Source organism: Marinobacter sp. (assembly GCF_033722735.1).
Taxonomy (GTDB): Bacteria; Pseudomonadota; Gammaproteobacteria; order Pseudomonadales; family Oleiphilaceae; genus Marinobacter.
The window spans coordinates 166,729-182,665 of sequence record NZ_JAWVYN010000003.1; the positions used below are offsets into that span (position 1 = coordinate 166,729).

General features: G+C 64.2%; 10 protein-coding genes. 3 read left to right on the forward strand and 7 right to left on the reverse strand.

What is annotated here, in order from left to right; genetic code table 11:
- Window positions 1-6: 6 nt before the first annotated feature.
- The 6 genes from R3175_RS04240 to R3175_RS04265 all read right to left on the reverse strand — a co-directional run bounded on the left by R3175_RS04240 (window position 7) and on the right by R3175_RS04265 (window position 6,580).
- On the reverse strand, window positions 7-249 hold the full coding sequence (locus R3175_RS04240) for a YdcH family protein (RefSeq protein WP_318942620.1): 243 nt from the start codon (window positions 247-249) through the stop codon (window positions 7-9).
- 125 nt (window positions 250-374) lie between these two features.
- A complete protein-coding gene (locus R3175_RS04245) occupies window positions 375-1,391 on the reverse strand; it encodes a lipase secretion chaperone (RefSeq protein ID WP_318942621.1) in 1,017 nt (338 codons plus the stop codon).
- Window positions 1,391-2,725 (reverse strand): sphingomyelin phosphodiesterase, encoded by a 1,335-nt coding sequence (locus tag R3175_RS04250; protein WP_318942622.1) that lies wholly within the window; start codon window positions 2,723-2,725, stop codon window positions 1,391-1,393. Before R3175_RS04250 ends, R3175_RS04245 begins: the two co-directional genes overlap by 1 nt.
- Window positions 2,726-2,922: 197 nt before the next feature.
- Window positions 2,923-3,774 carry a hypothetical protein gene (locus R3175_RS04255; protein WP_318942623.1) on the reverse strand — a complete coding sequence of 284 codons (852 nt, stop codon included), beginning with the start codon at window positions 3,772-3,774 and terminating at the stop codon, window positions 2,923-2,925.
- A gap of 62 nt (window positions 3,775-3,836) precedes the next feature.
- Window positions 3,837-5,405, reverse strand: a complete 1,569-nt coding sequence (locus R3175_RS04260) for a mucoidy inhibitor MuiA family protein (RefSeq protein ID WP_318942624.1) — start codon at window positions 5,403-5,405, stop codon at window positions 3,837-3,839.
- A gap of 137 nt (window positions 5,406-5,542) precedes the next feature.
- Complete coding sequence (locus R3175_RS04265; protein WP_318942625.1) at window positions 5,543-6,580, reverse strand: AraC family transcriptional regulator; 1,038 nt, start codon at window positions 6,578-6,580, stop codon at window positions 5,543-5,545.
- A gap of 141 nt (window positions 6,581-6,721) precedes the next feature.
- Between R3175_RS04265 and R3175_RS04270 the strand changes: the two genes are divergently transcribed.
- Complete coding sequence (locus R3175_RS04270) at window positions 6,722-7,801, forward strand: fatty acid desaturase (protein WP_318942626.1); 1,080 nt, start codon at window positions 6,722-6,724, stop codon at window positions 7,799-7,801.
- A gap of 51 nt (window positions 7,802-7,852) precedes the next feature.
- Here R3175_RS04270 and R3175_RS04275 read toward each other — a convergent pair whose 3' ends face one another.
- A complete protein-coding gene (locus R3175_RS04275) occupies window positions 7,853-10,111 on the reverse strand; it encodes a diguanylate cyclase (protein WP_318942627.1) in 2,259 nt (752 codons plus the stop codon).
- 457 nt (window positions 10,112-10,568) lie between these two features.
- Here R3175_RS04275 and metE point away from each other — a divergent pair, with 457 nt between their 5' ends.
- The gene (gene metE, locus R3175_RS04280; protein ID WP_318942628.1) at window positions 10,569-12,881 is read left to right on the forward strand and encodes a 5-methyltetrahydropteroyltriglutamate--homocysteine S-methyltransferase; all 2,313 of its coding nucleotides are present in this window, start codon (window positions 10,569-10,571) and stop codon (window positions 12,879-12,881) included.
- Window positions 12,882-13,053: 172 nt separating this feature from the next.
- A complete protein-coding gene (locus R3175_RS04285; protein WP_318942629.1) occupies window positions 13,054-15,924 on the forward strand; it encodes an ATP-binding protein in 2,871 nt (956 codons plus the stop codon).
- Window positions 15,925-15,937: the final 13 nt, after the last annotated feature.

The window sequence follows — 15,937 nt, forward strand, 5'->3', positions numbered from 1 at the left end:
CGACGTTCAGGAATGGTTGGAAAGCTGGCGATACAGCTGGTCTTTCAGATGAGCGCGTTCCATTTTCATTTCATTGAAGTGCAGGTCGTCGGTGGGCACCTCCCGCACCTCAAGGCCCCGGATTCTCTTGTCGAGTTTGTCGTATTGATCACTGAGTTCGCGGAAGGCGGGATCGGATTTGCGAAGATCGAAAATGGCTTGCTTGTAATCGGGAAAATCGATATCCAGGGCATGATCGCTGATAGACATACAGAACTCCCTCGCTCGGAAATGACTTTCAGGTTGCACCCGCCCCCCTCACGGCTGACCGGCAACCCACCATCCTTACTTAAAAGATAGCCGATGTGCCGGTTTTTTAAACACCCGTGACCGGATCAGTTTGCCGGCTCTGAAAACCACCGCCGGCGAAGTTGCCGCAGTTGCTCCTGGTACTGTTGCTGCCAGGCCTCCTCACTCATCAGGTTGCGCCGTGCCGACATTGACTGTTCCAGCTCGGCCCGGGCCTGCTGGTACCCCTCCCGCTGCTGCTGTTGCAGGCTCAGTTCCTCCTCCCTGAGGCCAACGATGTCCGCCTCCTGTTCACCGAAGTGCCTGGTACGAAGTTCATCGGCCAGTGCCTCCCGTTGCCGGCTGTCGGTCACCCCCAGCAACAACATCTCCTTTTCCCGCCGGTAGGCACCATGACGCCCTTCCAGATCAGACAGTGCCTCATAGTGATCCTGCCAGCTTTGTCGCCGCAGCCGGTCGAGCGCCTGCAGCCGCTCGCCGGTGCTCAGTGATGACGCCTTCGCCAGCAACGCCTCATAGCCAAACCGGTAATCCGCCCAGGCCCGTTCCTGACCAAACATCAGTTCTGCGTCGGCTTCCCCCAGGTGCTCGGTACGCAGGGCATCGACCCGCTGGTAGCGGGTGCGGGGCGACAGGTCACGGGACATCACCAGCGCCGACATCGCCCGTTCATACCCCAGGTACCGGGGCAACAGGGCTCGCAGCCGGTCGGCAAAGTCCGCGTCGGGATAGCCTTCCAGCTCCTGCTCCAGCAGGGTCTGACAGGCGTCCTTCTGGGCACCGCAGCGCTGCACTAACTCGTTGACCCATTGCTGCAGGTTCCCCCCCTCCGCCTGCAACCGCTGGAGATACTGGAACCGCCGGTCCCGGGCGAACTCGCCCCGAACCTGCTGGCCCTGTTCGGCTTCAATCCCGGCATTGAGCGCCGGCGCCGAAGCGTGCGAAACCGGCCCAGGCACCGAGGGGGCAACCGGCTGCTCTGCGTGGGCTCCCGCTGTGAGCACCTCAGGATGTACCGGTGGATGGGACTGAGTGGGAGTCAGCCAGTAGCCGAGCCCGGCGACCAGAGTCGCCGCGCCCAGTATCACGATGAGCGACCTCATCAGAACTGGAAATCGCCAAGTACCGGGAAGTGGTCGGACAGATCCCAGATGCCCCAGAGGTCACCGGAGTCCGAACGCGGCACCCGGACATCGTTGCGGGACTGCCGGGGTTGACGATGGGTGTTGCTCACCACCACGTAATCCAGGTACTCCACCCCCAGGGACAGCTCACCGTCGGCATTCTGGTTCACCGTCGGGTCGTAGGTGGAACGGGTGTAGCCGGTGGATTGCGGGGCGAAGGCCACCAGGTTGGCCAGCATCTGCTGGTAGTCGCCGGGGAACTTCAGCTTGTTCACATTGAAATCGCCGCCCATCATCACCGCATCGAAGGCGGGGATGCCCTTGCCATCGATCAGCCCGCGGATCTGCTGGAACTGTTGCTGGCGCAACGCGCGGGCCTCGTCGCTGTCGAAGGAGGCGGTGTGGGTGGCGGTCACGTGGTAGGCCTTGCCGTCCCGGATCACCTCCGCATAGACCACGCCCTTGTCGGCAAAGCAGTCGGTACCGGTGCAGTCCTGGAACACCAGGTAGTCGGTCGCGGCGATGGGGTAGCGGCTGACGATGACCACGCCGCCGTTGTAGAGATTGAAACCCGGCTCATCCAGAATCTCGGTCTGGTAGGGGTATTCGCTGGCCAGGGTCTGCAGTAGATCCTCGCTGGCAGAGGCAAAGGCTTCCTGCAACAGCAGCACGTCATAGCCCTTCAGCACCTGGGGCATTTCCTCCAGCCGGTCACCAATGTTGCTGGCCAGCATGGGCAACGCCCAGATATTGTAGGTCAGTACCTTGAGGGCGTCGTCACCGGACTGGGGCTCCGGCTGGTTACGATTGCGGATGGTGTAGTGGAAGTCGTCGTAGCCACCGGTGAAGTCCGCCTTGAAACCCAGCCGGCTGGCCAGACCGTCGTAGGTGGTGTCGTAGCGGTGGATGTCGCGATCATCCTGCCAGGGCGCGTTGAAGTCGCTGCCGGTGGCGCTGTGCTCGACGGTGCTGCCGTACCAGGTGCCCCGCATTTTCTGCTGCAGGGTCACGGTGGAGGCTTGACCGGTGACCTGGGTTTCAAAATGATAGGTCTTGCCGCTTTTCAGCCCCTCATAGCGGTTGAACGCCAGGACCCGGGCGGTGGCGTAGGGCGCAATTTCCGTTGCTTCCTGGCGCCATTCGCTGCCCTCGGTCAGGGTATCGTCACCGTAGTGCAGGGAGCGCACCTGAACGGTTTGGTTGGTGGAATTGGTCACAAAGATATAGCTGTCTGCCTGGGCCGGGGCAATAGCCAGCAGGCAAAGGAAGGCCAGGCACCATTGCAGCGGGTGCCGAATGACTGGGTGAGGCATGACGTTGTCCTTCTTATAGTCGTTGGTTGGAGTTTTTCTGCCACTGAGACTGCGGCAATCTGGTCTAGACCAATCAGAGTCTCAAACACCGAGATTGCCGTTTTATTAAACAATCACGAAACAAAACGTGACAACTCATTTCATAATCAAGATTATGAATCAGGTCTCACTCTTTGATTTTGTCGGGAGGGCTGGCCTCAACTGCCAAGCAACAGACGCTGCAACCAGGGCATAAGGTCCGGATACTGGTCCAGATCGAGCACAAACTCCTGGCCCCGGGCAGCACAACGCAAACGGCAATGGTCACCATCCCGTTGCCAACGTTCGCGGTTGTGGTGGTAGCTGAGAGGTGTTTGATCGGGGCCGGGGAAGCAGGCGGCCGGCAAGCGCCAATGGGTGGGTGAAGGGGCGTCCGGCGCCGTCAGACGCAGGTCCCCGGTCATGGCCGGGAAGGTGCCGGCCCCCGGCAACCCGGAGTCCCGGCCGGCCAGGCTCAGGCAGTCCGACGCCAGGTAGAGGGTGTTGTTGCGGTCTGGTGCACCGTGCAGGTGGGGATGATAACGGACCCAGGGCAGGTCCTCCGCCCCCAACTCGTCGACCTTGAGAATCTCGCCAATCTGCAGCCACCCCCACAGCCCGTGGAACGGCTTGCTCCCCTTGACGAACTGCCACCCCTGCCGGCTGCGTTCGGCCGCCCGGAACAGCCCGAAGAACAGGAACAGATCCCCCTCGTCCACGCCCTGGTTGCGGAGATGGCTCTGGGCGGTGCCGGTCTGCCCCAGCAGCGGGCGCCAGCCCGGCTGGCGGGGGTAGCCCTCGGCAATCAGGTCCGGGTCGAGATGGGCACCGGCCCGGCGACGCCCGGGATCGCCGGTCAGCTCCGCCACCAGGTCCCCCACCTTCAGCCCCTGGTGCCGGATCTCCCGGTATCGGATGCGGGAGCGAGGGTCGGGAATCGGCAGCGCGTACACACTGCCATCGGGGAACCGGGGGCTGGGGCAGCCCCCGGCGGAGGAGTCAAAGCCTTTGCGGCTCAGGATCAGTCGCACCGGTACGTCTCTTTGCTGCGGTCATCAGGGTCGGCGCCAGACCTTAGCAGATTCCGATCGGGCTAGGGAATTGGCGGTAACTCCTGGCCCTCCGGCACCCGCACCTCGAAGCCGGCGGTCAGGGTAATGGTGCGTCCCGGGGCAATCACCCGGTCCCAGGCAATGATGCCCGGCTTGTCGTCCACCGTCTCCTGGTAGGGTGTGGTGATATCCTGGTAGGTCACCTCGATGTCGTCGTGCCGGGACACCGGCAGGCGGTCGATCACCCGGATATCGATCGGAGTGTCATGGGCGTTGGTGATCTCGAAGCGGTTGACCCGCTCCAGATAGGGTTCCTCGCTGATCAGCCCCTTCTCACCACGCTGATCCTGGTCCCGGATCACCTTGACCGTCACCCGGTCATCGACCCCGAAGGACAGCTCGATCGGTGCCCCCGGCTCGATCTGCTCCAGGTGAGCCTGCCCCACGAACTGGCCGTCCTGGTACAGCGACACCGGGGCCGGCGGCAAGGTGCTCTCTCCCTGGTAAGTCGCCGCGCCGTACACATAGCCCAGGCTGGAGAGGGCCGGCACCATGCGCCGGCTCACCTTGGCGGGCAGCTCGTATTGGGTCACGGTCAGGCGCTTGTCCCGGGTACCGTCGGTCAGGCTCAGGTTACCGGGGACCCGGTAATGCTGAGTCAGCCCATGGCTGACCAGCACGGCCTGTTCGGGCTGCGCCGGTGCGCGCTCGTCCCGGGCCATCTGGGGCGCCATGCTCATCACATCGGCCTCCATCGCCTTGCCCAAGCGGGGCTGGGGCTGGGGCCGCAAAATCCACGGCGGCGGGTCCGGGAGTCGTCCGCCCACATCCGGATTCGCCGTGGAAAGCGCCAGGTTGACCCCGGCCCAGTCCTCGCCGGTGTTCTGGTGAACCACCGCCTGGTGCACCAGCTGCAGGTCACTGGTATCGGTATCCAGCCGCGCCTCATAGGCGCTGTGCCAGCCGGCGTTGCGGGTCTGGTATTGGATCTGCAGTGTCACCTCGGCCGCCCGCTGGGCGCTGTAGCCGACAGCCAGGTGCTTGACCACCTTCGGCGCGTCTCTCAGGGCATCCAGTTCCCGTTTGATGCGGTCCTGCTCGTCCACCAGGCGGCGTTTTTCCTGCTCGATCCGGCGAATGTTGGTTAGGGATTGCTCCGCCTGCTGAAACAGGCTGTCGGCGGTCGCGACGATGTCGTCCGGCAACGGGGCCTCGCCGTCGGCGGTGGTGACCCGGTCCAGCAGGTCGAGCCGGTAACGCCAGGCCCGGATGGCGTCGTCCCTGGCCCCGATATCGTCGGTCACCTCCTGCAACGCCGCCTGCAGTTCCTTGAACTTGCCGGCCTGGACCTGAGAGGTCTGTTCACTCACCAGGTTCACGTCCCGCACCTGGGCGCTGTCGTCCCCCAACACCGACACCCGCAGGGTCCGGTCCATCAGGCCGGCAGGCAGGTTGCGGATCTCAACCACCCCGGCACCGGCGTTCAGGGTGGCCGGCTCCTCCCGGGTGACGGCAGCCTGGCTGGGATACAGCGTCACCTCGGTGACATCGGCCAGCGCCTGCAGCGGCAACCAGGCCGCCATGAATACGAATAGCCGCTTCCTTTGCATAGTGCTCCCTACAGTCTCGGTTGGAGGTCATTCGGAACGGAGCCGAAGCCCCTCTCGTCTGACCGGGCGACTGCAGCTCCTCTCTGAGCATAGCTGCAACATACCGTGAGACCGGACATTTTTGGATTACAGTATTGTCAGTCACGCTCGGAAAATTGCTGTTGCCGACGGTAGCCCCGGGGGGACTCGCCGGTCCAGCGCCGGAAGGCGCGACTGAAGTTGGTGACATCGCCATAGCCCAACAAATCCGCCACCTGCCCCACACTGTGACTGCCCGCCGAGACCAGCCGAAGGGCTTTGTCCCGCCGGATGTGTTCCACCAGATCCCGGTAGGTGATCCGCTCTTCCCCCAACCGCCGTTGCAGGGTTCGGGGAGACATGTGCAGTTTGGCGGCGACCTCCTCCAGCGTTGCGAAACCCTGCACCTCATCAAAGGCCAGGTCCCGTACCAGCCGGGCGATGGATGATTCTCCCGCCAGCCGGTTCAGTTCCTGCTTGCACTGCTCCCGAGCCAGGCGGGCGGCAATCGGGTCCGCCATCACCAACGGTCGGTCCATCATCTCAGCGGGAAACACCAGGCCATTGAAGGGCTGATTGAACCGGACCTTGCCCGGTAGCAGGTGTTGGTAACGGTCGAAATACGGGGGCCGCGAGAACCGTGCCCTGCCCTCACCACGAACAGGCTGGCCCGTCAGGGTTTCGCCCATGGTCGCGAAGCCCAGCAACAAAAACTGAATCCCCACCCGCCCGAGCGGGTATTGGGGGTGGGTCTCCTCGAACACCAGCGCCACCTGGTCGCCGTCCCGTTCGACGGTCACCGACAGGATGGAGGACTGCAGGTGGAAGAACTCCCGAAGAATCTCCACCGCCTCTCCCATGGTCTGCGCCACCATGGCGGCCTGACCGATCAGGCCGTGGTAGGACACTTTCATCTGCAGGCCCAGGTGGTACCCCAACCCCGGTTCGCCAGTAAGCTCCACCGCCCGTTTGACCAGGGCGGCGAAGCGGGGCAGTTCGATCCGGCAATCGCTGCGCAGTAACCGGTCAGGATCGATGGGGGAGCCTTCCAGCAGGGTTTCCATGGAGAAGTGCCAACGTGACACCACGTCCACCAGCAACAGCACATAGGATCCTGGCACTGTGGGGGTATGACCGGGCTTGGACAGATTCGACATCGGGACGACTCGCAACAGGTTGGCGCCTAATGATCACTTTCTGACATGGAATCATAGCCGCTTATCGCTACCCGGGCCACACAATGACTCCATCGAAACTGTCCCAACGACCTGAACCCAGACAGTAATGGAGTAACAGGAATGGCTACCCCCTCAAACATCGACACCATGACCGACACCCAGAAGACCGAGCACATTCGCAAGACCGTGCTGGCCGCGGGCCAGGAACTGCGCCAGCGCCATCCGTGGCTACGGCACCAGAACGTCATTGGCGCCACCATCATGATCGTGTCGGTTCTGGGCATGATCGGCAGTGGCTGGCTGTACATCGCCGGCCTGATTCCCTGGTGGGTCTGCGTACCGGTCACCGCCATCTTCGCGTCGTTCATCCACGAACTGGAGCACGACCTGATCCACCTGATGTACTTCAAGAACCGCCCCTGGGCCAACAACCTGATGCTGGCGGTAGGCTGGGTCGCCCGCGCCAGCACCATCAACCCGTTCGTGCGCCGCAAGCTGCACCTGCACCACCACAAGTTCTCCGGTACCGAGAGCGACCTGGAGGAGCGGGGCATCACCAACGGCGAACGCTGGGGACTGCGGCGCTTCCTGATGACCGGCGACAACATGCTGGCGGTGGTGCTGCGGCCGTTTGAGATGATGCGCGCCGGCCGCGCCTATATCCGTTCGCAGAAGCCGAAGGACCGTGCGGCAGTGCGCAAGCTCAGCCTGGTACAGCTCACCTCGTACCTGCCCATCGGCAACCTCTATTACCTGGCGTTCCATACCTGGGTGGTGGCCAATGCCGTACTGATCGGCGCCGACCTGCTGGGGCAGCCCATCGCCCTGAGTGCGCCGCTGGCCGATGCCCTGGCCGTGCTCAACACCGCCGGCGTGGTGTACATGCTACCCTCGCTGCTGCGCACCTTTTGCCTCCATTTCATCAGCTCCAACATGCACTACTACGGCGATGTCGAGGCCCGTAACGTGATGCAGCAGTGCCAGGTACTCAACCCCTGGTGGCTGATGCCCCTGCAGCTGTTCTGCTTCAACTTCGGCAGCACCCACGCCATCCACCACTTCGCAGTGCGGGAACCGTTCTACATCCGCCAGTGGACCGCGCCTACCGCCCATAAGGTAATGCGGGAAATGGGTGTGCGCTTCAACGACTTCGGCACCTTCCGCCGGGCCAACCGGTTCTTCGAGACCGCCCGTGGCTAGGGGCCGTGGCACCCAAAGGGCCGGGGCCCTCGGCCACCTCTCGCGGGAGGTCTAAGCCGCGGCGACGCAGTTGCGCCCCCGCTGCTTGGCCTTGTACAGGGCCTCGTCCGCAGTCGCCAGCAACTGGTCGGCAGCTTCCGTGGTTTCCGGCCAGCTGGCGACACCGATGGAGACCGTGACCTGCTCCAGGGTCTGGCCCTCGTACTCGATCACCGCTTGCGCCACCGACCGACGCAGCAGTTCCGCCCGGTCCAGCGCCGGCGGTTCTCCGGCTCCCGGGAGAACGACCACAAACTCCTCACCGCCAAACCGGCACACCACATCGCTCTCCCGGGTCTGCTCGACCAGCACCCGGGCGACCGCACGCAGGGCGGTATCGCCGGCCGGATGACCGTACACATCGTTAAACCGTTTGAACAGGTCGATATCGATGACCATCACCGACAACGGGGTGTGGTGACGGCGGGCGGCGGCAATCTCGTGCTTGAGAAACTCGTCGAAAAACCGGCGGTTCTTGAGCCCCGTGAGCGCATCCTCATAGGAGTACTTTTCCAGCTCCTCCCGCAGCCCGACGGTGGACAGGGTGATGCCGACATTACGGATGGCGTGGTCGAGATTGAGGAACAGCGTGGTCTGGCTGTCATTCCCCGGTATGGCCGGACTCCCTTCGCGAGGCTGGAGGAACAGCAGGCCCGCGACAAACGCCTCCTGCTCGCGACGGCGCAACGGCACATGCAGCACCCACGGCAACGCCGGAACGGCCCCCACCGCTTTGGCGCCAGGAGCATCCGGGTCTGATTCGCGGACCCGGGACGGCGGTGGCAGGTCCCCGTCCGGCAGCACCAGGGTTTCGATGGCAGACCGCTCCCCGCCCCCCCAATGACAGAGCATCTGGAAGGCGGATTCCTCCTGCAGGCGGTAGTAAAAGCGCCCACCCAGCGGACGGCACAGTTCAGGCAGACGCCGCGCGAACTGGCTGACCGCCGTCTGCAGGTTGTCGCGGTCCTGCAGCTCGGTGATCAGGTTATTGAGTAATACCGTCCGTTCATTCTCGCATTGCAGCTGATGGGCCCGCGACTGCTCGTGGCGGGCCAGGGTCGCCAGGGAAGCGGTGCGCTCGGCCACCTTGTGTTCCAGCGACCGGTTCAGCAGCTTGAGTGCCCGCTGGGTTTGTGCGTAGTGACGCAGGGAGATGACGACAATGGCAACGGCGAACAACAGCGCACCCCCGCTGACCGGCACCTGGCCCCATGGCAGGAAGCCATGGGCCACCGCCATGTCCACCATCAGCAACGCGCCCATGACCGCATAACAGCCAATCATCGCCCGCTGCTCCCAGGTGACCACCCGGTAACGCCGGATCACCACCGCGAGCAGCACCACCGTGGTCACCGCGAACAGGCCGTCGAACACAGGGAAGGTGCTGGACAGGCCCACCACCCCCAGCAGTGCCAGCGTCAGGGCGCCAGCCACGTACATCAAATGGACCCGCCAGATCAGGTTGATCACCAAGGGTCGTGTATCTGCCAGCCACTGCGCCATCAGCAGGCCAATGGCCACCGGGAGCAGGTAGTAGGACCCCGCGGCCAGGTAGTCCCAGAACAGTGGCCGGTTCCAGATCAACAGACTGGCCTGGCTCTCGGCGATCAGCATCACCGCCGCGGCCAGGGAGAACAGTGCGATGCTGGCGAAATTGCGCCGTCCGGACTGAACCAGCGCGAAGACCAGCGCCAGGATGGCGATCAACAGGCAGAAACCGCTGATCACCAAGGCGTCCAGGGACCGGTCGAGAATATAGAGCAGCAGTTCCGAGCGGTCGAAGATCTTTACCTCGCCCCACAGTCCGATGTCGCTGTAGTTAGAGTAGACCCGGAAGTACAACCGCTTGCCGGCGAAGTCGTCCGGCAGATCGATGGCATGCCAGGGCCACCCCTCGAAGCGCCCCTGCCCCTCGGAATCGAAGGTGCCGTAATGGTAGATCCGCTCGCCGCGGAAATAGACCTCGACGATCAGGTCCACGCTGTGGATATACAACACCGGATCACGCCAGTCGCCCTCCGGGAGCGTGGTCCGGAACCAGGCGTTGGTGCGGCCGTTACGGTTGGGCGGATTGGAGGGGAACCCGATGGCCTGCCACGCCTTCGAGGGCTGATCCACCCACGCCGGCCGTCCCGATGCCGAAAACGGGGAGTCCCCCCACCGGTATTCCCAGCCGTCTTCCAGTGCCAAACCGGACGAGTAGGCGGCCGCCTCGGCGGCGCTCAGCATCGAGAAGATGGCCAGCACAAAGCGCAGGGCAAACGGGCACATGATCAGGGCTACCAGGAGTCAAACCGAAGACCTGAGTATAGACCAGCCGCGCCCGGCTGTATGGCGGGGTGGTACCCGCTTTGGTGTTATCGCATCAGCCAGCGGCCGGTGGCTTGACGGTTCGCCCGGGCGGCCCGCCGGCCCGACGGTCTGGCCGGTGGTAGCCCGACCGCTGCAAGTTGCGCCACGCGATGCAAAGGGTGCGGGGGGAGCCCGCCATTAACAGGACCGAATCGCTCACGACCGAACCTCCTCACTGAGTTCAACCTGAATCAGCACTATGGGTCAGCCCGCAAACAAAATCAAACAATAATCATTTGCATTTGAGGCCGAAGGAGAAGATCGCATTTTCATGAGCCCAGCTCATGATCATCGATAGCAATTTGATTCTGACTAAATTCTCTCACCCCCTAGGATGGAGGCCGACTGATTTTTACCCTGGATTAAGGAAGACCCCATGACCCAAACCACCCATCCAATCACCCACACCCTGGGCTATCCCCGCATCGGCCTGCGTCGGGAACTGAAAAAAGCCGTGGAGGCCTACTGGGCCGGTGACACCGACCAAGTGCAACTGGAGAAGACCGGCCGTGAACTTCGGCTGCGGCACTGGGCCGAGCAACAGGCCGCCGGCCTGAGCTTTGTCAGTGTCGGCGACTTCGCCTTCTACGACCACATCCTCAATCTGTCCCAGGCCCTGGGGGTGATCCCGCCGCGGTTTGGCCCTGATGCCCGGGCGGACGACCTGGACACCTATTTCCGCATGGCCCGGGGGCAGGCGCCCAGCGGTCCGCCGGCGGCGGCCTGCGAAATGACCAAATGGTTCGACACCAACTACCACTACCTGGTACCGGAGTTCCAGCCGGACCAGCGCTTTGCCCTGGGCAACCACCGCCTCGAAGCGGAAGTCCGTGAGGCCTGCCAGGCCGGGCACCGGGTCAAGGCGGTGATCCCCGGCCCGCTGACCTACCTGTGGCTGGGCAAGACCTACCGGGGCAGCGAGCCGGCCGACGCCGACCGGCTGGCGCTGCTGCCCAACCTGTTGCCCGCCTACGGCGAACTGTTGACCCGGCTGGCCAGTGCCGGCGCCGAGTGGGTGCAGATCGACGAGCCGATCCTCACCCTGGAGCTGCCCGCCCCCTGGCGCCAGGCGTTCGAGTCCGCCTACAACCAGCTCCAGTCCGCGCCGGTGAAGACTCTGCTAGGCACCTGGTTCGGCAGCCTCGATGAGAACGTCAGCCTGGCCTGTGGCCTGCCGGTGAATGGCCTGCACATTGACCTGGTCCGCGGGCCCGGCCAGCTGACCGCCGTTCTGGACCGACTGCCCCACCACAAGGTGCTGTCCGCCGGGGTGATCGACGGCCGCAACGTCTGGAAAAGCGATCTCAACCGTCTGCGAGACAGCTTGGCCGACGCCCGAACGCGACTGGGAGAACGGCTGTGGCTGGCCCCCTCCTGTTCGTTGCTGCACGTGCCCCACGATCTGGACGCCGAAGACCGGCTCGACGAGGACCTGCGCAACTGGCTGGCGTTCGCCCGCCAGAAGCTCGACGAGGTGACCCTGCTCGCCCGCGCCGTGGCCGGTGACCTCAGCGCCGATGACGAACAGGCGCTGGCGGACCACCAGGCGGCCATCGTCGCCCGTGGCCATTCCGACCGCATTCACCGGGAGGCGGTCAAACATCGGGAAGCGAACGTCACCCCCACCCAGCTCGAGCGGTCCCATGCCTACCCGGTGCGCGCCAGGGCCCAGCGTGACTGGCTCAAGCTGCCGCTGTTCCCCACCACCACCATCGGGTCCTTTCCGCAAACCCCGGAGATCCGCGCGGCAAGGCGTCAGTTCAAGTCCGGCCACCTCCCCGCAGCGGACTACCACGCCGCCATGAAGCAGGAAATCGCCCACTGTGTCGAGCGCCAGGAAGCCCTCGGCCTGGACGTGCTGGTCCACGGAGAAGCCGAACGTAACGACATGGTGGAGTACTTCGGCGAGCTGCTGGACGGCTTTGCCTTCACCCACAACGGCTGGGTGCAGAGCTACGGTTCCCGCTGCGTCAAGCCGCCGTTGATCTACGGCGACGTCGCCCGCCCCCGGCCCATGACCGTCGCCTGGAGCCAGTATGCCCAGTCGCTGACCGCCAAACCGATGAAGGGCATGCTGACCGGGCCGGTCACCATCCTGCAGTGGTCCTTCGTGCGCGACGACCAGCCCCGCGAGACCACCTGCCGACAGATCGCCCTGGCACTGCGGGACGAGGTGGCGGACCTGGAGACCGCCGGCATCCGCATCATCCAGGTCGACGAGCCGGCATTACGCGAGGGCCTGCCCCTCAAGCGCAGCCATTGGGGCGGTTACCTGCGCTGGGCGGTGGACTGTTTCCGGCTCACCGCCGCGGTGGCGAAGGACACGACCCAGATCCACACCCACATGTGCTACAGCGAGTTCAACGATATTATTGAAGCCATTGCCGAGCTGGATGCAGACGTGATCACCATTGAAACCTCGCGCTCCAACATGGACCTGCTGGATGCGTTCCAGGACTTCGATTACCCCAACGAGATCGGTCCGGGGGTCTATGACATCCACAGCCCCAACCTGCCCGATACCGCCTGGATGGAATCGCTGATGGCACGCGCCGCGGCGAAGATTCCCGCCGAGCGGCTCTGGGTCAACCCCGACTGCGGCCTGAAGACCCGGCGCTGGCCGGAGGTGGAGCCCGCCCTGGGCAACCTGGTCACTGCCGCCAAGCGGCTTCGAGCCCGATTCGGCTAGGGAATCCGCGGCCGGGCCAATACCGCCCGGCCGGTTCGATGCCGTCGAACCACACCGGGTCTGGTGCGGCGATCCTGCGCAAACAGACCATGCTACCCGGTAGACAGCACTTGCCGCCTCCGGTTATTCCCGGCATGCTCGCGATATCCATTCAACAGCGTTCAGGCTCATCATGACTGGCTTCGCCGCGCGGCTCGGATTGACCAAGCGAACATTGCCCCTGACCCTCCTGCTGATGGCCATGGCACCGCTGGCCAACCTGACTCATATTCCCCTGCTGTTCGACGTCTACCTGATCTTCGGCTCGGTGGCGGCGATGATCGCCATCCTGGCATTGGGGGTGCCGGCGGCGGTGGCCGTGGCAATGGCCGGCAGCGCAGTCACCATAGCGCTGTGGGGACACCCCTTCGCCTTCGGGATATTCAGCCTGGAAGCGTTGGTGGTTGGGCTGCTCCACCGTCGTCGCCACTACAACCTGGTGATCGCGGACATGGTCTATTGGTTGGTCTGTGGCATGCCGCTGGTGGCCGTCTTCTACCATTTCGTACTCGGCAACGAATGGTCCACCACCGCGTTGATTGCCCTCAAGCAACCGCTGAATGGGGTCATCAACGCCCTGCTGGCGTCACTGCTGGTGTTGGGAAGCGTCACCCTGTCGCGCAAACCGAGGCTGCTACGCACCAGCCGCTTCGGCTTCTCGGAAGTGCTGTTCATCGCCCTGCTGCTGGGCATCGCCCTGGCCGGCACCCTGCCCATTGCCATCGAGGGGGTGCGGGACCAGAAGGTCCATGAACGGTTCATGGCCGAGCGCCTCAACGAGCAGGCCGCTTTCCTCACCGACCGGCTGGAACGGGACGTCGGCCGGGTTGCCCCGCCGCTGAGCTACTATCTGCAGCAGACCCAGACCCGCAACGAGATGGGCATCGCCGTGCTGGACCACGGCGGCAACGTGGTCGCCAGTCGCGGCCCGACCAACAGCCTGGACCGGAACACGGGCGAGCTGATCCAGCGCTCCAGCCAATTGAGTCTCTGGCTGCCGCTGGATGAAAGCCATGAACTCAGGCGCTGGCAGGCCGGCGCCTACCGCACCACCGCGGAGCTGCATGACCTGCCGGGGCTGGCCCGGGTGATGGTGCAATTGCCCGCCGCCCCCCTGGTGGACCAGCTTCGGGTCAACCAGCTGACGCTGCTGGCGCTCCTGTTTGCCATCGTGATGCTGGGCATTCTGGCCGCCCGGCTGCTCAGCTACTGGCTCACCCGCCCGCTCAGTCAGCTGACCCAGGCCAGCCATGAACTCACCGGCCAGATCACCGAAGGCCAGGCGCCCACCATGCCCCGCAGCATCCTGCGGGAGTACGATGAGCTGTCCACGGCCCTGACCACCGTCTCCCGGGCGCTGTCGGAATCCTTCGGTAGCCTGAACCGAAACCGGGCATCGCTGGCCCAGCGGGTGGAGGAACAGTCCTCCCAGATCACCTACACCAGCACCCTGCTCAACAGCGTGCTGGAGGCGGCGACCGAAGTGGCCATCATCGCCACCGACGACCAGGGGGTAATCAACATCTTCAATCGCGGCGCCGAACGCATGCTCGGCTACCAGGCCGAGGAGCTGGTAGGCCAGAAATCACCGGTGCTGCTGCACGACCCCGGAGAACTGGCCAGCCGAAGCCGGGAGTTAAGCGAGTCGCTGGGCTACCCGGTCAGCGGCTTCCAGACGGTGGTGGCCCGTGCGGGCCGGGGCGAGGCCGAGATCAGCGACTGTACGTACATCCACAAAGACGGTCACCCAATACCGGTGTCACTGATTGTCACCGCCATCACCAACAGTCATGGCAGTCTTACCGGCTACGTCTGCATTGCCATCGATATCACCGAGCCCCGGCGCATGGACACCCTGAAGGACGAGTTCATTTCCACCGTCAGCCATGAGCTGCGCACACCGCTCACCTCCATTGCCGGCTCCCTGGCGCTGATGGTGAGCGGTAAGGTGGGCGAGGTACCGGAATCGATGACGAACATGCTCTCCATTGCGGAGAGCAACTCCAAGCGGCTGATGAACCTGGTCAACGACCTGCTGGACTTCCAGAAAATCGCCAGTGGCCACCTGGACTTCGCGCTGAAACGGCATGCCGTGACCGGCCTGGTGCGCGAAGCCATCGACCAGAACCAGCCTTATGCCAGCGAACGCGGGATCACCCTGAATGCGGACGAGCCCATACCGGACGCGGAGATCAAAGTGGACCGGGGACGGTATATGCAGGCACTGTCCAACCTGCTCTCAAATGCCATCAAGTTCTCGCCGGACGGCGGCGTGGTGCGGATTCGGGTGACGGCCACGGCTGTGGCCGTCACCCTGTCGGTGATCGACCAGGGGCCCGGGGTGCCGACGCATTTCCGCAAGAAGATTTTCACAAAATTTGCCCAGGCCGATGCCTCCGACACCCGCCAGAAGGGCGGCACCGGGCTCGGTCTGGCGATCACCCGGGAACTGGTGGAGCAGATGGGTGGCTATGTGCATTTCGATTCGGGCCCCGGCCAGGAGACGGCTTTTCATATCACCCTGCCGCTGGCGGATCACGCGGAGGGACTCACACCCCCGGCAGTCGGGCCCGGCCAGGACGCCCTCGGCTCTCCCCCGGACGCCGAGACATCGACGGCCATCGCGGACGGCAGCCCGTCAGAGCGACCACGGGTCTTGCATGTGGAAGACGACGAGGATTTGCTGACGGTGATCCGCACTGCAGCCCAAGACCGGTTCGAGATACAGCAGGCCACCAGCCTGGCCGAAGCACGCCGGCGGCTGGCGGCAAGCCAGTTCCAGCTGGTGATTCTGGACCTGGGTCTGCCAGACGGCAGCGGCTGGCAGCTGCTGCCGGACATCTACCGCCGGCAGCCCCAGGCCCATGTGGTGATCCTGTCCGGTGAACCCATGTCCCACCAGGAGCTGGACCTGGTGGAAGCGGCCTTCACCAAGGCCCAGACCTCCATCGACCTGCTGATCTCCGCCCTCGAGGCCCGGTTACATCGGTCCGGGCAGGACTGAGCGGCGTCTACCG